Here is a 17870-nt window from a genome sequence, read left to right on the forward strand (position 1 = left end):
AGGGGCCATAGGCGTCAAAAACTATCTAAGGCTGAAATGCACCTATAAAGATGGCCGGATCAACCCGCGCATCATTCAGGCTGACATTCCAATGCATATGCGGCCCGGTCGCGCGCCCGGTCGAGCCGACTTTGCCGACCACTCCACCACGGGCCAATTGCTGGCCCACCTTCACGTCGATTTTCGACATGTGGCAAAACATGCTGATAAACCCCTGCCCATGGTCGACAAACACCGTGTTGCCGTTGAAGAAGTAGTTGCCGATCAGGATTACCTTGCCGGCAGCCGGGGTTTTGATCGGCGTGCCAGCAGGCACGGCGAAGTCCAGGCCGGCGTGAGGATTACGCTCTTCACCATTGAAGAAGCGGCGCACGCCGAACTTGCTCGACAGCGGGCCGTTGACCGGTTTGTCCAGCAACAGGTTACTCGGGGTGTTCGGGCTGAAGCTGCGATAAGCCTGGATCTGTTCGGCCAACTCGCCTTCGATGCGCTTGAGATTCTCCGGGTTCGGATTGACCTGCTGCGTGTTCTTCAACGTGATGTGCTGTTCCGGGTATTTCTTGTTGCCGACCGTGAAGCTCAGATTCCGCCCGTCACTGCTGACCTGCTGCGTGCCCGGTTTCACCGTCAGCGGCACACCTACAATCGCCAACCAGTTGTTCTGTTCCTTGACCACCAGCACAGGCTTGCCTTGATATCTGGCCTTCGGCGCCTGGGCAGAGGCACCCAGATCCACCACGGCCACGCCGCCCGGCACCGGTTTGTTCAACAGGCGGGTGATGTAACTGTCGGCGTGGGCATTGAAAGTCAGGCACAGCAACAGCAGCGGAGCTAAAAAACGCGGCATGGATCAATCCAGTAAAGAAAGGGTGACAGGCGTCAGGTGATTGTCTTCGACCCGCACTTGCAGCTCGCCTTCGCCAAGTCTGGCTTTCAGGCGCTGACCGTTGTGGGTTTGCGCGGCGTTGCGGATCGCGTTGCCGCGTTCGTCCAGCAAAATGCTGTAGCCACGGCCAAGGGTCGCCAAAGGGCTGACCACATGCAGCGTCTGCATCTGGCTTTGCAGTTGCAGGCGACGGGATTTGAGCCCTTCGCGCATGGCACGGGGCAGGCGTTCGGCGAGGCTGTCGAGGCGCTGGCGAAGCATCGCCAGTTGCCGCCCGGGATGTTGCCCGGCGAGACGGGTTTCCAGGCGGATCAACCGTTCGCGGCGGGTGTTGAGGCTGCGTTCGAACGCGCGGCGCATGCGCATGTCCAGATCGTCCAGGCGCTGCGCTTGCTGGCGCAGACGTTCGCCGGGATGGCGCAGGCGGCGGGACATGCCTTCCAGGCGTAGTCGATCACGCATCAAACGGTCGCGAATACGCATCACCAGCCGTCGATGCAGGCTTTCGACGCGACGGACCAGGTCACTGGAATCCGGCGCGAGCAGTTCGGCGGCGGCGGACGGCGTCGGGGCGCGTACGTCGGCCACGAAGTCACTGATCGACACGTCGGTTTCATGGCCGACGGCGCTGACAATCGGCGTCACGCAGGCATCCACGGCGCGGGCTACGGCTTCTTCGTTGAAGCACCAAAGGTCTTCCAGCGAGCCGCCGCCACGGGCCAGGATCAACGCGTCGAAACCACGGGCGTCCGCCAGTTTCAATGCGCGGACAATCTGCGCAGTGGCTTCGCGACCTTGCACGGCTGTGGGAATCAACGTCAGTTGGATCTGCGGCGCGCGGCGGCGGAATACGCTGATGATGTCGCGAATCACCGCGCCGGTGGGCGAGCTGATGATGCCGATGCGTTGCGGATGCGCGGGCAGCGGCACTTTGCGCTCGGCGCTGAACAGGCCTTCGGCGCTGAGTTTTTCCTTCAGCGCATCGAAGGCCAGACGCAGCGCACCGTCACCGGCCGGTTCCACGGTATCGAGGATCAGCTGATAGTCGCCACGGCCTTCGAACAGCGAAACCTTGCCGCGCACTTTGACCGCCAAGCCATCCTTCAGCGCCTGACGAACCCGCGCGGCGTTCTGCCGGAACAGTGCGCAACGGACCTGGGCGCCGCTGTCCTTGAGGGTGAAATACACGTGGCCGGACGCCGGACGGGCGAGGTTGGAGATTTCGCCTTCGACCCAGATGTTGCTGAACACGTCTTCGAGCAACACCCGCGCGCGGCCGTTGAGCTGGCTGACAGTCAGGACTTCACGGTCCAGGCCGAGTCTTGCAAAGGGATCTTTAATCATGGGGCGCATGATAAAGGCAATGCGTTCCACCTGACACCCCGCACACTTGTAGGAGCTGCCGAAGGCTGCGATCTTTTGACCTTGATTTTTAAGATCAAAAGATCGCAGCCTGCGGCAGCTCCTACGGTGATCAACGGTAATCAGGGAAGACGTGCAGATGAACGTGCTTGAGTTGTTGCACCAATGGCCATTCGGCGCTACGGATTGGCTGGTAATCGGGCTAGGCATCGTCCTGGCTTACATCGTGTTCGGCATTGCCGGTTTTGGCACTGCGCTGGTGGCCGGGCCGGTCCTGATCCTGTTCATGCCGTTGTCGAAAATCGTGCCGTTGCTGGTACTGCTGGATTTCGTCGCGGCGTTCGGCAATCTGCTGCCTTCGCGACGGGATGTGGCGAAGCCTGAGTTGCTGCGGCTGCTGCCGTGCATGGCGGTGGGCTGCACGCTGGGGGTTATTTTTCTACTGAATCTGAAATCCGATGTGTTGTTGCTGTTGATGGGGCTGTTTATCAGCGCCTACGCGATTTACAGCTTGTGGGTCAAAACCCGTCCGACACAATTGTCCGCCGCTTGGGCCGTGCCAATGGGTACGGTGGGCGGGATGTTCGGGGCATTGTTCGGCAGTGGCGGCTTTTTATATGCGATCTATTTGAACAGTCGGCTGCCCAAAGAGGCGGCCCGGGCGACCCAGAGTGCGCTGATCAGTTGCAGCACCGTAGTGCGCTTGAGCCTGTTTGCTGTCGCGGGTGTGTATGCCGAGCTACCCTTGTTGGTATTGGCGCTGTGTTTATTGCCGGCCATGGCATTGGGGCTGTGGATCGGCCGGCGGTTGACCATGAGATTGTCCCGCGAGGCGTTTGTGCGGCTGGTGACCTGGTTGGTGCTGGCCAGCGGAATCGCCTTGATCGGACGTTATTTGAGTACTTGACCTCTGAAGCCGGGTGCTTATGCTGCCGGGCTTCGTTAAAGCGTTGCAGTAGGCCGCACCATGAATTCCCAAAGCATCATCGTCCCGAAAATCTCCACACTGCCGGTGCACGAACCCCGGGCGCGGGCGGTCGTGCGTTGGCTGGTGCGCAAGAACATCGTCAAGGAAGAACTGACCACCTGTGGCCGCACAGGTAACCGCATGGCTCATGCCATCGGCGACGGTGCCCGCGCTGTCGTGCTGCATCCTGAAGCGCTGCCGTTCGGCGAACCGATCAATGGCCTGGAAATCATCACCAAGCGCTGCATCTATACGCCGGCCAAGGGTTTCCTTGAAGAGGCGGGTTGCGCCGAGTGCCGCAAGGAAGTCGGCGAAGCGCTGTTCGAAAGCCTGGAAGAGTGGATGCCGGGGCGCACCGATAACTTCACCTGTCCGGAATGCGGACATGAAGATGACATCAACGGCTTTCTTTTTCTGCAGGAATGCGGCTTTTCCAACCTGGGCTTTATCTTCAACAACTGGGCCGAGGCCGGGTTCAAGCAAAGCTTTATCGACGAATTTGCCGATTGGCTCGATCAGCCTGTTAGCTGGGTGAAAGTCGAACTGTAAACACATCATGTAGGAGCTGCCGAAGGCTGCGATCTTTTAGCGTCGATGAGATCGCTGAAGATCAAAAGATCGCAGCCTTCGGCAGCTCCTACGCAAGGCAGCAATCCCCGTATATCAGTAATGCTAATAATAGACAGAGTTTTACATTGAACCCGAGGGGGTGTCTGACTATAATGGCGCGCTTCCATTTTCCCGCTCGGGAGCCCCCGCGATGCTGCGTATCAGCCAAGAAGCTCTGACATTCGACGACATTCTCCTAGTGCCTGGTTATTCCGAGGTGCTTCCTAACGAAGTCAGTCTCAAGACCCGCCTAACCCGTGGCATCGAGCTGAATATTCCCCTGGTTTCTGCCGCCATGGACACCGTTACTGAAGCCCGTCTGGCAATTGCCATGGCTCAGGAAGGTGGCATCGGCATTATCCACAAGAACATGACCATCGAGCAGCAAGCTGCCGAAGTGCGCAAGGTCAAGCGTTATGAGGCCGGCGTGGTCAAGGACCCGATCACCATCGAGGCTGACGCCACGGTTCGTGAACTGTTCGAACTGACCCGTATGCACAACATCTCCGGCGTTCCGGTACTGCACGATGGCGACCTGGTCGGCATCGTCACTTCCCGTGACGTACGTTTCGAAAATCGTCTGGACGCCACCGTCCGTGAAGTGATGACGCCTAAAGAGCGTCTGGTCACGGTCAAGGAAGGCGCCGACAAGAACGACGTCCGCGAGTTGTTGCACAAAAACCGCATCGAACGCGTGCTGATCGTCGACGACAAATTTGCCCTCAAAGGCATGATGACCGTCAACGACATCGAAAAAGCCAAGGCTTACCCGCTCGCCAGCAAGGACGATCAAGGTCGTCTGCGTGTTGGCGCTGCTGTCGGTACCGGTAAAGACACCGGTGATCGCGTAGCCGCCCTGGTCAATGCCGGCGTTGACGTGGTGGTGGTCGACACCGCTCACGGTCACTCCAAAGGTGTGATCGACCGCGTTCGCTGGGTCAAACAGAATTTCCCTGAAGTGCAGGTCATCGGCGGCAACATCGCCACCGGCGCTGCCGCCAAGGCCCTGGCCGAAGCAGGCGCCGATGCAGTCAAGGTCGGTATCGGCCCAGGCTCGATCTGCACCACCCGTATCGTCGCCGGTGTCGGCGTCCCGCAAATCAGTGCCATCGCCAACGTCGCCGCTGCCCTTGAAGGCACTGGCGTTCCGTTGATCGCCGACGGCGGCATCCGTTTCTCCGGTGACCTGTCCAAGGCCATCGTTGCCGGTGCTTCCTGCGTGATGATGGGCTCGATGTTCGCCGGTACTGAAGAAGCACCGGGCGAGATCGAACTGTTCCAGGGGCGTTCGTACAAGGCTTACCGCGGCATGGGTTCGCTGGGCGCCATGTCCCAGGCTCAAGGCTCCTCCGATCGTTACTTCCAGGACTCCTCGGCAGGCGCCGAGAAGCTTGTACCTGAAGGGATCGAAGGGCGTGTTCCTTACAAGGGCACACTGAGCGCCATCATCCATCAACTGATGGGCGGCCTGCGTTCCTCGATGGGTTACACCGGCAGTGCCGACATCGAAGAAATGCGCACCAAGCCTGAGTTCGTGCGGATCACCGGTGCTGGCATGGCCGAATCCCACGTTCACGACGTGCAAATCACCAAAGAAGCGCCAAACTACCGCGTAGGTTGAGCCTTCCAGCAATAAGTTAAGTAACCGGGGCTGTTTTCAGCCCCGAGTTGTTTCTGATTCTCTTCACCGAACTGCATAGACGAGACTGACCACATGGCCCTCGACATTCACGCCCACCGCATCCTGATCCTCGACTTCGGTTCCCAGTACACCCAACTGATTGCCCGCCGCGTGCGTGAAATCGGCGTGTACTGCGAACTGCATCCGTTCGACATGGACGACGAAGCGATTCGCGAATTCGCACCGAAGGGGATCATCCTCGCCGGCGGCCCCGAGTCCGTACACGTCGCCGACAGCCCGCGCGCACCGCAAGCTGTCTGGGACCTGGGCGTACCGGTCTTCGGTATCTGCTACGGCATGCAGACCATGGCTGAACAGCTGGGTGGCAAGGTCGAAGGTTCCGAGCTGCGTGAGTTCGGTTACGCCCGTGTTGACGTGGTCGGCAAGAGCCGTCTGCTCGACGGCATCGAAGACCACATCGACGCCGACGGCCTGTTCGGCCTCGATGTCTGGATGAGTCACGGTGACAAGGTCACCAAGATGCCTCAGGAATTCCATATCCTGGCCAGCACCCCAAGCTGCCCGATCGCTGGCATGTTCGACGATGCTCGTGGCTACTACGGCGTGCAGTTCCACCCGGAAGTGACCCACACCAAGCAGGGCGGTCGCATCCTCTCGCGCTTTATCCTCGACATTTGCGGCTGCGAAGCCTTGTGGACGCCTTCGAAGATTGCTGAAGACGCCATCGCCAACATTCGCGCCCAGGTCGGTACTGACAACGTACTGCTCGGCCTGTCCGGCGGTGTGGACTCCTCGGTGGTTGCCGCGCTGCTGCACAAAGCCATCGGCGACCAGCTGACCTGCGTCTTCGTCGACAACGGCCTGCTGCGTCTGCACGAAGGCGAGCAAGTGATGGCCATGTTCGCCGAGAACATGGGCGTCAAGGTGATCCGCGCCAACGCTGAAGACCAGTTCCTGAACAACCTGGCTGGCGAAAGCGATCCAGAGAAGAAGCGCAAGATCATCGGCCGTACCTTCATCGACGTCTTCGATGCCCAGTCCAACAAACTGGACAACATCAAGTACCTCGCCCAAGGCACCATCTACCCGGACGTGATCGAGTCGGCTGGCGCGAAAAGCGGCAAGGCGCACGTGATCAAGTCGCACCACAACGTGGGTGGCCTGCCGGAAGAAATGAACCTCAAGCTGGTTGAACCCCTGCGCGAGCTGTTCAAGGACGAAGTCCGTCGTCTGGGTCTGGAACTCGGTCTGCCGTACGACATGGTCTACCGTCACCCGTTCCCAGGCCCGGGCCTGGGCGTGCGGATCCTCGGTGAAGTGAAGAAGGAATACGCCGACCTGCTGCGTCGCGCTGACCACATCTTCATCGAAGAACTGCGCAAGGCCGACTGGTACCACAAGGTCAGCCAGGCATTCGTGGTGTTCCAGCCGGTGAAATCGGTTGGCGTTGTCGGCGATGGCCGTCGTTACGCCTGGGTCGTGGCCCTGCGTGCCGTGGAAACCATCGACTTCATGACCGCGCGTTGGGCACACCTGCCTTACGAACTGCTGGAAACCGTCAGCGGCCGCATCATCAATGAAATCGAAGGCATCTCCCGCGTGACTTACGACGTGTCGAGCAAGCCGCCAGCGACGATTGAGTGGGAGTGATCCCGGTTTTAACTGATCGTCCGTAACACCCAAAAGGCCCCGTGAATGTGAGTTCACGGGGCCTTTTGCGTTTCAGCGCCGAGCCACATCCGAAAAGTAAAACTTGTCCAGGGTATGCCGTGATTCGGTGTACTCGAACTGCCGACCATCCTGCAAAAACGTCTGGTTACTGACCACGATCACATGGCTCTGTCCGTCGAGGTCCAGGTGCTGCTGGTCGTCCTTGCTCCGGGGCACGGCTTCAATGGTGCGCTGGGCGTAGGCGATTTGCAGTTGCAGCGTCTGCTCGATGAAGGCGTAGATTGACTGCTCGGCAATGTCCCGGGACAAGCCGGGGATCACGTCACTGACAAAATGGTTGATGTCCAGGATCACGCGTTTGCCGTCGATCCGCCGTACTCGCTTGATCCGCGTGATCAGGCTGCCTTCTTCAGCCTTGATGTGTTCGATCAATGGACCTTCGAGGGGGATTTGAGTGAACTCGACCACCTCGGTGCTGACGTCGTTACCCAGGCGCGGGTACGTTTCCTGAAAGCTGACGATGCCGCCGAGCTGGAATTCGATCGGGTTGGTCGACAGCACGAACGTGCCTTTGCCATGGACCTTCTGAGCGAAACCGCGCTCCTGCAATTGTTCGATCGCCTTGCGCACGGTGCCGCGACTGGCCTGGTAGCTGTCCATCAGTTCGGTTTCAGAAGGCAATCGGGCGCCGCGTTCCAGACGTTCGGTCGTGATGCTGGCAAGCAGATCGCTGTAGATCTGGTTGTATTTACTCATGGGGATGGCTCTATGCCGCGCTGTACTCAAGGCTTCGAACCTTAAGGGCAGGGTAGGGGTTTGTCCATGCGGCGTTAGGTTTCTTTGACTTTGGAGGTAGGAAAGATCGCCGCCTGTCGGGTTCAGGATAAACAAAATCAAACTCGTCTGTACGAGTTGTTGCTTTAACTCGTACAGACGAGTACTTTTCGTTTCGGCGTGCTGCCAATAACAAAAAACTACAGCGGAAGAACAAGCATGAGCCACGACTATCCGAATATCGCCAGCGAGCTGCTGCAAAGCCTCGGTGGCAGCGACAACCTCGAGCAGGCCGCGCACTGCGTCACCCGCCTGCGCCTGGCCCTCAAGGACCCGAGCCTGGTCAACAGCGCCACGCTGAACCAGATCGATCTGGTCAAGGGTTCGTTCTTTACCGGCGGCCTGTTCCAGGTGGTCATCGGCCCCGGCGAAGTGGAAAAGGTCTACGCAGAGCTACGCCGTCAAACCGGTCTTGCGGCTTCAACCATCGCCGACGTTAAACAGAAAAGCGCCGACAAGATCAACGCGATGCAGCGTCTGGTGCGGGTGTTTTCCGACGTCTTCATGCCAATCCTCCCGGCGTTGATCATTGCCGGCCTGCTGATGGGCATCAACAACCTGATCGGCGCCAAGGGCATGTTCATCGAGGGCAAGACCCTGCTGGACGCCTATCCGAAGCTTGACGGGCTCTGGAGCCTGATCAACCTCATGGCCAATACCTCGTTTGTGTTCCTGCCGGCGCTGGTGGGCTGGTCGGCGGCCAAACGGTTTGGCGGCAGCGAAATCCTCGGCATCGTGCTCGGCCTGATGCTCGTTCACCCCGATCTGCTCAACGCCTGGAACTATGGCAAAGCGGTGGCCGGGCTGGACGGGCAGAGCCTGCCGTACTTCGACATCCTTGGCTTGTTCCAGATCGAGAAGGTCGGTTACCAAGGGCAGATCCTGCCGATCCTGCTGGCGGCCTATGTGATGAGCGTCATCGAGAAATGGTTGCGGGCGCGGGTGCCAAACGCGGTGCAATTGCTGGTGGTGCCGATCACTACCATCGTTGTAACCGGCGTGCTGGCGCTGGCGGTGATCGGCCCGGTGACCCGGCATCTGGGGATTCTTATCACCGAAGGCGTGGTCATGCTGTTTGACCTGGCGCCAATGGTCGGCGGGGCGATTTTCGGTTTGCTCTACGCGCCGCTGGTGATCACCGGCATGCACCACATGTTCCTCGCGGTCGACTTGCAGCTGATCTCCACCCAGGGCGGCACCTTCATCTGGCCGATGATCGTCATGTCCAACCTGGCCCAGGGCAGCGCAGCACTGGCGGTGTTCTACATGACCCGCAACGTGCGGGATAAAAGCATGGCCTCGACCTCGGCGATTTCCGCTTACTTCGGCATCACCGAACCGGCCATGTTCGGGGTCAACCTGCGCTACAAATTTCCGTTCTATTCAGCCCTGATCGGCTCCGCTTTGGGCTGCATTTTCCTGTCGCTGAACAAGGTCCAGGCCTCGGCGATCGGCGTCGGTGGCTTGCCCGGTTTTATCTCGATCATTCCGCAGTTCATTCCGATGTTCGTGATCGGGATGGTCATTGCCATGGTGGTGCCGTTTGTTCTGACCTGCGGATTGAGCATGAAGATTGTTCGGCCCGGGTATCGGGTTGCCTGACAGATCGCTATCGCGAGCAGGCTCGCTCCCACATGGGAATGCAATCAACTGTGGGAGCGAGCCTGCTCGCGATGAGGCCCTAAGGGCCGCTACAAAACTTACTGAGGGAATCCCGCCATGCAAGACTGGCAACGTTCGGTGATCTACCAGATCTACCCGAAGAGTTTTCACAGCCACGCCGGCAACCCCACGGGTGATTTGCTGGGCGTTGTGGCCAAGCTCGATTACCTGCACTGGCTGGGTGTCGATTGCCTGTGGATCACGCCGTTCCTGCGTTCGCCCCAGCGCGACAACGGCTACGACATCAGCGACTACTACGCCATCGACCCGAGTTACGGGACCATGGCCGATTGCGAGTTGCTGATCGCCGAGGCCGGCAAGCGCGGGATCAAGTTGATGCTCGATATCGTGGTCAACCACACCTCCATCGAGCACACCTGGTTCCAGCAGGCCCGCAGCAGCCTCGACAACCCGTACCGGGATTTCTACATCTGGCGCGACCAGCCGAACAACTGGGAATCCAAATTCGGTGGTTCGGCCTGGGAGTATGAAGCCCAGACCGGTCAGTACTTCCTGCACCTGTTCGATCACACCCAGGCCGACCTGAACTGGGATAACCCCAAGGTGCGTGCCGAAGTCTTCAAGATGATGCGTTTCTGGCGTGACAAGGGCGTAGGCGGGTTCCGTCTGGACGTCATCAACCTGATCTCCAAACCGGCGGACTTCCCCGAGGACAACACCGACGGGCGACGTTTCTACACCGATGGCCCGAACGTCCACGAATACTTGCAGCAAATGCACCGCGAAGTGTTCGAAGGCCATGACCTGATCAACGTCGGCGAGATGTCCTCCACCAGCCTGGAACACTGCATCCGCTACTCGCGACCAGAGTCGAAAGAACTGTCGATGACCTTCAACTTCCATCACCTGAAGGTCGATTACCCGAACCTGCAGAAGTGGATTCGTGCCGATTTCGATTTCCTCGAACTCAAACGCATTCTCTCCGATTGGCAAACCGGCATGCAGGCCGGCGGTGGCTGGAATGCGTTGTTCTGGTGTAACCATGACCAGCCACGGGTGGTCTCGCGTTTTGGTCATGACGGCGAATACCGGGTGCTCTCGGCGAAGATGCTCGGCACGGCGCTGCATTTCCTCCAGGGCACGCCGTTCGTGTACCAGGGTGAGGAACTGGGCATGACCAATCCGGGCTTCGATCACATCGATCAGTACCGCGATGTCGAGACGCTGAACATCTTCCGGCTCAAGCGCGAGGCGGGTGCGAGCGATGCCGACAACATGGCGGCGATCATGCAGAAGTCCCGGGATAACGGCCGTACGCCGATGCACTGGAATGCCGAGCCCAACGCCGGTTTCAGCGCTGTCGAGCCGTGGATCGGGGTGCCGGCGAACGCCGGGCAGATCAACGTTGCCGCTCAGCTCGATGACCCGGATTCGGTGCTGCATCACTACCGTCAGTTGATCGCCTTGCGTCGCACTGAGGCGCTGATGTCCGACGGTGTCTATCGGCAGTTGCTGCCAGAGCACCTGCAAATCTGGGCGTACGTGCGCGAAGGCAACGGCGAACGGTTGCTGGTGCTGAACAACTTCTACGGCACACCGTGCGAAGTCGACCTGCCGGATGAAGTGATCAGTGAAACCATGGCCCAGCGTCTGGTCATCAGTAATTACCCGGACTGTCCGACGCGAAATAGTCAGGTCCTCTTACGGCCTTATGAATCGTTCGTGCTGCATATGACCGACTGACCGACCGCAAAAAAACACTGACTCAAAAAACACGCAGAACGCTGCGCGGGGGAGTTTTGCGCGCCGATTTTGCCGCTGCACACAATAAAAATAATGGGGTAGCTCTTGAAAATAACAATAAATCGCAGCCTTGTAGTGGCGGGCATGTGCCTGGCTTTGCCTCTTTCGGCCCAGGCGCTGGAGTTCGCCGGTTACTTGCGTAGCGGCGTCGGCACCTCGGTCAACAGCGATAAACAGCAGTGCTTCCAGCTGCCGGGTGCGCAGACCAAATATCGGTTGGGCAACGAATGCGAGCAGTACGCTGAACTTGAGTTGCGCCAGGATCTGTACACCCTGGATGACGGTTCGGTGCTGAGCGTCGACGGCATGGCTTCGTTGTACAACCAGTACGACAAGGACCTGACCTTCAACGGTGACAACGGCTCGGTGCGCCTGCCGCAGGCGTACGCGCAGTGGTCGAACATGCCAAGCCTCAACGGCGGTTCACTGTGGGCCGGCCGGCGTTACTACAAACGGAACGATATTCATATTTCCGACTTCTACTATTGGAACCAGAGCGCCACCGGCGGCGGTATCGAGGACGTGCTGATCGGCGATCTGAAATACAGCTACGCCTTCTCGCGTAAGGACAACCTGTACCAGAAGGACTACATCAACCGTCACGACTTCAACGTCGCCGGCTTCAACACCAACCCCGGCGGTGCGTTGGAGTTCGGGCTGAGCTACATCGACAAACCCGACAGCCGCGACGCTCACCGTGGCTGGGCGATCACCACCCAGCATGTGCAGAAAGGCTTTTTGGGCGGCAAGAACAAACTGGCTTTCCAGTATGGCGAAGGTCCCGGCACCGGGTTGGGTTATACCGGTGACGTGAAGCTGGACGACAGCAACAAAAGTTACCGGGTGGTGGAGTTCTTCGACTGGCAAGTGACGCCGCGATTTGGCGGGCAAGTGGAGGCGGTTTACCAGAAAGACATTCGCACGGACGGCAGTGATCAGAACTGGATTTCCCTGGGTGTTCGCCCGACCTATGCGCTCACTGAGCAGTTCAAACTGGTGACCGAACTGGGCCACGATCAGGTCGAGGCCACGGGCGGCACGCGCAAGCTGAGCAAGTTTACCTTCGCCCCGACCTGGTCGCCCAAAGGTCCGGAATTCTGGGCACGGCCCGAGGTGCGTCTGTATTACACCTATGCGAGCTGGAACGAGGCGGCCAAACGGGCGGCCAATGAAATGGCGCAGGGGTCGGCATTGTCCGACACCGGCGCCTTCGGCACGGCGCTGCACGGTTCGAATGTCGGATTGCAGGTCGAGTACTGGTGGAAATAAGCGATGCTGTCGGAGCCTCGCGCTCCATCGGCACTTCAAAGAACAAAACAGCAGGTGACGTCATGGCCACACCCCAACAATTGCAACTGCACGCGCCCCTGTCCGGCGTATTGATGCCACTGGACCTTGTGCCCGATCCGGTGTTTTCCAGCCGCGTGATCGGCGATGGCCTGTGCATCGATCCGACTTCAACGACGTTGTGCGCTCCGCTGGCAGGGGTTGTCAGCAATGTGCAGGCCAGCGGGCATGCGATCAGCATCACCGGCGAAAATGGCGTGCAGGTGTTGATGCACATTGGCCTCGACACGGTGAACCTGGCCGGGAAGGGGTTCACGCGGTTGGTGGAGGAGGGCCAGCAGGTTGACGTTGGGCAGTCGCTAATCGAGTTCGATGCCGATTTTGTTGCATTGAATGCCCGCAGCCTGCTGACGTTGATGCTGGTGGTCAGCGGCGAGCCCTTCACTTGGCTGACGCCGGAAGCGGGTTTGGTAGACAGTGGCCAGCCGCTACTGAGTTTGAAGCCCATCGAGCAGGCAACGGATGAGCCAGTGCCGGAAGAGGGCGAAGCACTGTTTTCCAAACCGGTGACACTGGCCAACCCGAATGGCTTGCACGCCCGACCGGCAGCGGTATTCGCTCAGGCGGCGAAAGGTTTTTCGGCGAGCATTTACCTGCATAAACAGCAGGCGAGTGCGAACGCGAAATCCCTGGTGGCGATCATGGCGTTGCAGACAGCTCACGGTGACGTTGTGCAAGTCAGCGCGATCGGCCCGGATGCTGAAGCGGCGATCAAGACGCTGGCCGAATTGCTGGTGACTGGATGCGGTGAAGCGGTGGCGGCCTCGGCGCAGGTTGAGGCGAAGGCGATTGAGGCCTCATCGCTGACGGTGTTGCGTGGGGTTTGCGCATCGGCCGGGTCGGCGTTTGGCCAAGTGGTGCAGATAGCCGAACAACACCTGAAAGTGAATGAACTCGGCGCCACACCACAGGTTGAACGCGATCATCTGTCCCGCGGCTTGGCCGAGGCGCTGCTGGCCCTGCAACAATTGCGTGGGAACGCCATTGGCAGCGCGCAGGCAGACATCTTCAAGGCTCACCAGGAACTGCTCGAAGACCCGGGTTTGCTGGAAGTGGCTCACGTTTTGATCAACGAAGGCAAAAGTGCCGGGTTCGCCTGGCGCGCGGCCACCGAGTCGGCGGCAACCTTGTTCAAGAGCCTGGGCAATGCCTTGCTGGTGGAGCGGGCGGCGGACCTGGCCGATGTCGGCCAGCGAGTGCTCAAGCTGATCCTCGGCGTACAGGATCAGGCGATGGAGCTGCCTGAAGGGGCGATCCTGATCGCCGAACAACTGACGCCGTCGCAGACCGCCGGGCTCGATACCCGCAAGGTGCTGGGTTTCGCCACGGTCGGTGGCGGCGCTACCAGCCACGTCGCGATCCTCGCTCGGGCGTCCGGTTTGCCGGCGATCTGCGGGTTGCCCGTTCAGGTGCTGGGGCTGGCCAACGGCACTCAAGTGTTGCTCGACGCCGACAAGGGCGAGCTGCATCTGGACCCGGATCTGGCGGCCATCGAGCAGCTGCAAGCCAATCGTCAGCGCCAGCAGAAGCGCCATCAACATGAGTTGGCGCACGCTGCGCTGGCGGCGTGTACCCGCGATGGACACCACTTTGAAGTGACGGCCAATATCGCCTCGCTGGCTGAAGCGGAGCAGGCCGTGGCACTGGGAGGCGAGGGCGTCGGCTTGCTGCGTTCGGAGTTTCTTTATCTGGATCGCAATCATGCGCCGAGTCATGACGAACAGGCATCCACCTACAGCGCCATCGCCCGCGCCCTGGGGCCGGCGCGCAATCTGGTGGTGCGGACTTTGGATGTCGGCGGCGACAAACCGTTGGCCTACGTGCCGATGGACAGCGAAACCAACCCGTTCCTCGGTATGCGCGGAATTCGTTTGTGCCTGGAGCGCCCGCAGCTGTTGCGCGATCAGTTCAAAGCGATCCTGAGCAGCGCCGGGCTGGCCCGTCTGCACATCATGTTGCCCATGGTCACGCAGCTGTCGGAGTTGCGCCTGGCCCGGCAGCTGCTTGAGGAGGAGGCGCTGGCATTGGGCCTCACTGAACGGCCGAAACTGGGGATCATGATCGAAGTGCCGGCAGCGGCCCTGATGGCCGACCTGTTTGCGCCCGAAGTGGATTTCTTCTCGATCGGCACCAACGACCTGACCCAATACACCCTGGCCATGGACCGCGATCACCCGCGTCTGGCCAGTCAGGCCGACAGTTTTCATCCGTCGGTGCTGCGTTTGATTGCCTGCACCGTGAAGGCCGCCCACGCCCATGGCAAATGGGTCGGTGTGTGTGGCGCCATGGCTTCGGAGACGCTGGCGGTGCCGTTGTTGCTGGGACTTGGGGTGGATGAACTGTCGGTGAGCGTGCCGTTGATTCCGGCGATCAAAGCGGCGGTACGCGAAGTGGATCTGCTGGACTGCCAGGCCATTGCCCAGCAAGTGCTGGGTCTGGAAAGCGCCGAGCAAGTGCGCGAGGCGTTGCGGCTGTATCACGAGGCGACGGTCGATACTTCACTGGTACTGGAGAACTGAACATGTTCGAGAAAATGCAGCGGGCGTTCTGGAAAGCGTTGACTCCGGACCTGATCGTGGATGAGCCGAAAGTGGTGGCTCAGCCTGTTTCTGGTCTGGCCCCGGATATTGTGGCCGCGCTGGGCGGTGTGGATAACCTGAAGTCGCAGCAGCCGGTGGCGCTGACCCGGATTCGGGTGGAGTTGCGGGATGTGGGGCGGATGGATCGGCAGGCTTTAAATAGGGCAGGTGTGCCGGGAATCATGAGGCTGGATGACGGGGTGGTGCATCTGATCACTGGCCTCCAAGCGTAAACATAACCCTGTGGCGAGGGAGCAAGCTCCTTCGCCACAAAAGCCGCCCGGCGCTACTCCGAAGGCCGAGCCTTCAATCGTCGCCCTAATACATCCAGCACATCACACCCATCCCGCAACGGAATGGCACAGAGCAAAGCAAAATCACTGAGAAGGAAGGACTGACACTCGATCGAACCACGCATGGACAAGTTCTCCATCACCTGGGTGACGGCACGAATTCGGTAGTTGGCAGCGTCATACAAAACGTCCAGCGGCGCTTGGGTGTCGACGAACAGGGTTGGCATGTCGTCGCAATTGCTGGTGAGCGCCATGAAGCGGCTTTTGGGGTGGGGCATTGGTTTTTCGTAGGGTGGGTCTGGCGTTAGCGTCGTCATTTGCAATTTCCATGAGTATGAATATGAGCTGCCAACGCACCCTCCTACAGGTTTGGGTGGCAGCCATGCGCAGGAGTAGGAGTACCGAGCACTCATGAACCTCGGCCACGCCGAAGCGTGTCCCGCGCACAGCCGCCGCGAACGATCTTACGGACACCAATTAAGTGCCGCAATCAAACGACAGAGCTGTTGCACCATGAGAGAGGGCTCCTACACCCTGCCACTGCATTCGCAGTGACAGCCAAAGACTATCCATGGAACTCACTTTGTACCAGTTCATGAAAACCGCTACATCTTGAAGGAAACTTCCGACGACCTTGCCCAGAAATTTCGCCTTTCCTGCCCGAACGCCACATCAATCCTTTCCACGCTGACTTTCACATATTTCTCATTGAACTGAGGGAATTCGTAGTGAAGTTCAAGATTCATGAAATCTACGAATGACCGAAGAATGGGTCCGTCCAAGTACCCAGAAACAAAGCAGGAAAATCCAAGATCCGTCATTTCAGCTTTTCGATCAGACCCTTGGGCGAGCATTACGCCGTCGGAGTCAGGTAAAACCAAGTCGAATTCCACGGCATATTGCTTTCCCGCTTCAATCGCAAAGGGACAGTAGCTCGCGAAGCACTTAACCGTCACGCCTTCAACAAGCAATACAACTGCCTCCTCAACGACTTCGTCGATTTCAAGAATTAATGCGTTGTATTTTTTTGTCATTTACAGGCCTCACTGCTTATCCCGCGGGCCGCCATTTATCACGTGACAACCCATAAAAACCGATAGTTCTTAATAATCAATGCAACATCACCAATTAACTTTGTTCTTGAAGTATAGATTCGACATAGAGCCAGATATTCTCTCTACCTTCCCAAGATTCATGTACTCATTGAAATCTCGCTTTAGCGCCTCCTGATCTGTGTATTTAGGGTGCAAACGAGGAACTTCGCATGCGTATGTGTATAGCCTCCACACATCAAATCCGTCGACCCGCTCACCTGGACCATAATCGAAATCCACGCATACTTCCGGAAAATACACCCTACAACCGACACCATGCAGTTCGTAGTTTATGCCTGCTAAAATTTCACCCCGCTGCGGAATTTCCTTTGCTCTCCATAGCCTAAGAATACATTTTTTACCAAATCGCCCCTCAAGCAAGTCTGTAGCTTTTTCCACCTGAGCCAGAAAATCATCAATCAAATATTCAAGATCTTTATTCTTCATCTTCTTGGCCTCACCAGCCTGTCATGCCCTACGTTATCAGCAGACTCTTTTATTTCATCGATGTTATTGAAAACACTGTGATGACTCACAATATCTTTTATCAATACGATACTGACTTTGGTGTGAGTTTGCCTGGCCGCAGAAGCCCTATGATGTCCATCGACTATATAGCGGTTACCGTTATGCTCCACAACGTCGATTGGCCAATTGTCGTCATACCCGCTTTTTTGCATTTTGCCAGCTATAGTTTCTACTTGCTTGGTGGAGGTTTTTCCCTCTATCGCATGAGTTCTTTTCAAACTGCCTGGATCTACGCCACTGATCACAGTAGGCAGCGGCGGCTCACCCTCATCAACCTTAGCGCCAGTCGTATCATCCGGCGCCGAACACCCCGGCTTATTCGGCGGCGGACAGTTCCCGCTCAACCCCAACGGATCAACCCACCCCGTCGGATTCGGCGTGTACTGGTACTGGTTCAGCCCGCCCGCCAACTTGATCGGATCCGGCGTCAGGTACCGACCCACCTCCGGATCATAGTACCGATGCCGGTTGTAATGCAGACCACTCTCAGCGTCGAAGTACTGCCCCTGAAACCGTAACGGTTGCTCGAGCTGCTCTCCTCCTCCGAATGCACGTCGAGTGACCTTGCCGTAGGCGTTGTACTTCGCCGACCAGACAATCTCGCCACCAAAATCGGTCAGTTCCTGCGGTGT

16 protein-coding genes are annotated in these 17870 nt (G+C 58.6%); 9 read left to right on the forward strand and 7 right to left on the reverse strand.

Annotation, left to right across the window (positions count from 1 at the left end):
* Nucleotides 1-25: 25 nt before the first annotated feature.
* Together EAH74_RS30900 and xseA are read right to left on the reverse strand one after the other, a co-directional pair.
* Nucleotides 26-847: a peptidoglycan DD-metalloendopeptidase family protein gene (locus EAH74_RS30900; protein ID WP_140683995.1), complete on the reverse strand. Its 822-nt coding sequence runs from the start codon at nucleotides 845-847 to the stop codon at nucleotides 26-28.
* A 3-nt stretch (nucleotides 848-850) separates the two neighbouring features.
* Entirely contained in the window at nucleotides 851-2230 is a 1380-nt protein-coding gene (xseA, locus tag EAH74_RS30905) for an exodeoxyribonuclease VII large subunit (RefSeq protein WP_033061484.1), read from the reverse strand.
* Nucleotides 2231-2387: 157 nt separating this feature from the next.
* On the opposite strand from xseA, the gene EAH74_RS30910 reads away from it, so the two are divergent.
* The 4 genes from EAH74_RS30910 (at nucleotide 2388) to guaA (ending at nucleotide 7116) form a co-directional block, all read left to right on the forward strand.
* Nucleotides 2388-3155 carry a sulfite exporter TauE/SafE family protein gene (locus tag EAH74_RS30910; protein ID WP_140683996.1) on the forward strand — a complete coding sequence of 256 codons (768 nt, stop codon included), beginning with the start codon at nucleotides 2388-2390 and terminating at the stop codon, nucleotides 3153-3155.
* A 60-nt stretch (nucleotides 3156-3215) separates the two neighbouring features.
* The gene (locus EAH74_RS30915) at nucleotides 3216-3764 is read left to right on the forward strand and encodes a sugar ABC transporter ATPase (RefSeq protein WP_140683997.1); all 549 of its coding nucleotides are present in this window, start codon (nucleotides 3216-3218) and stop codon (nucleotides 3762-3764) included.
* 211 nt (nucleotides 3765-3975) lie between these two features.
* A complete protein-coding gene (guaB, locus tag EAH74_RS30925) occupies nucleotides 3976-5445 on the forward strand; it encodes an IMP dehydrogenase (RefSeq protein ID WP_123368331.1) in 1470 nt (489 codons plus the stop codon).
* 93 nt (nucleotides 5446-5538) lie between these two features.
* Nucleotides 5539-7116 carry a glutamine-hydrolyzing GMP synthase gene (guaA, locus tag EAH74_RS30930; protein WP_046046047.1) on the forward strand — a complete coding sequence of 526 codons (1578 nt, stop codon included), beginning with the start codon at nucleotides 5539-5541 and terminating at the stop codon, nucleotides 7114-7116.
* 72 nt (nucleotides 7117-7188) lie between these two features.
* Here guaA and treR read toward each other — a convergent pair whose 3' ends face one another.
* Nucleotides 7189-7893 (reverse strand): trehalose operon repressor, encoded by a 705-nt coding sequence (treR, locus tag EAH74_RS30935; RefSeq protein WP_123368334.1) that lies wholly within the window; start codon nucleotides 7891-7893, stop codon nucleotides 7189-7191.
* Between the two features lie 237 nt (nucleotides 7894-8130).
* On the opposite strand from treR, the gene treP reads away from it, so the two are divergent.
* The 5 genes from treP (at nucleotide 8131) to EAH74_RS30960 (ending at nucleotide 15556) form a co-directional block, all read left to right on the forward strand.
* Complete coding sequence (treP, locus tag EAH74_RS30940) at nucleotides 8131-9573, forward strand: PTS system trehalose-specific EIIBC component (protein ID WP_140683999.1); 1443 nt, start codon at nucleotides 8131-8133, stop codon at nucleotides 9571-9573.
* Between the two features lie 117 nt (nucleotides 9574-9690).
* The gene (gene treC / locus EAH74_RS30945) at nucleotides 9691-11337 is read left to right on the forward strand and encodes an alpha,alpha-phosphotrehalase (RefSeq protein WP_140684000.1); all 1647 of its coding nucleotides are present in this window, start codon (nucleotides 9691-9693) and stop codon (nucleotides 11335-11337) included.
* 105 nt (nucleotides 11338-11442) lie between these two features.
* Complete coding sequence (locus tag EAH74_RS30950) at nucleotides 11443-12666, forward strand: maltoporin (RefSeq protein ID WP_140684001.1); 1224 nt, start codon at nucleotides 11443-11445, stop codon at nucleotides 12664-12666.
* A gap of 62 nt (nucleotides 12667-12728) precedes the next feature.
* Nucleotides 12729-15263, forward strand: a complete 2535-nt coding sequence (gene ptsP, locus EAH74_RS30955; RefSeq protein WP_140684002.1) for a phosphoenolpyruvate--protein phosphotransferase — start codon at nucleotides 12729-12731, stop codon at nucleotides 15261-15263.
* Nucleotides 15264-15265: 2 nt separating this feature from the next.
* Complete coding sequence (locus tag EAH74_RS30960) at nucleotides 15266-15556, forward strand: PTS transporter subunit EIIB (RefSeq protein ID WP_140684004.1); 291 nt, start codon at nucleotides 15266-15268, stop codon at nucleotides 15554-15556.
* Nucleotides 15557-15609: 53 nt separating this feature from the next.
* Here EAH74_RS30960 and EAH74_RS30965 read toward each other — a convergent pair whose 3' ends face one another.
* The 4 genes from EAH74_RS30965 to EAH74_RS33660 all read right to left on the reverse strand — a co-directional run.
* Nucleotides 15610-15933 (reverse strand): hypothetical protein, encoded by a 324-nt coding sequence (locus EAH74_RS30965; protein WP_140684006.1) that lies wholly within the window; start codon nucleotides 15931-15933, stop codon nucleotides 15610-15612.
* A gap of 288 nt (nucleotides 15934-16221) precedes the next feature.
* Nucleotides 16222-16650, reverse strand: a complete 429-nt coding sequence (locus EAH74_RS30970) for a hypothetical protein (RefSeq protein ID WP_140684007.1) — start codon at nucleotides 16648-16650, stop codon at nucleotides 16222-16224.
* A gap of 87 nt (nucleotides 16651-16737) precedes the next feature.
* Nucleotides 16738-17157, reverse strand: a complete 420-nt coding sequence (locus EAH74_RS30975; protein ID WP_140684009.1) for a DUF6896 domain-containing protein — start codon at nucleotides 17155-17157, stop codon at nucleotides 16738-16740.
* The coding region (locus tag EAH74_RS33660; RefSeq protein ID WP_161600346.1) for an RHS repeat-associated core domain-containing protein at nucleotides 17154-17870 on the reverse strand (717 nt) is incomplete at its 5' end. The genes EAH74_RS30975 and EAH74_RS33660, both read right to left, overlap by 4 nt.

The sequence above is a fragment of the Pseudomonas mandelii genome, from assembly GCF_006438925.1.
Classification (GTDB): domain Bacteria; phylum Pseudomonadota; class Gammaproteobacteria; order Pseudomonadales; family Pseudomonadaceae; genus Aquipseudomonas; species Aquipseudomonas mandelii_C.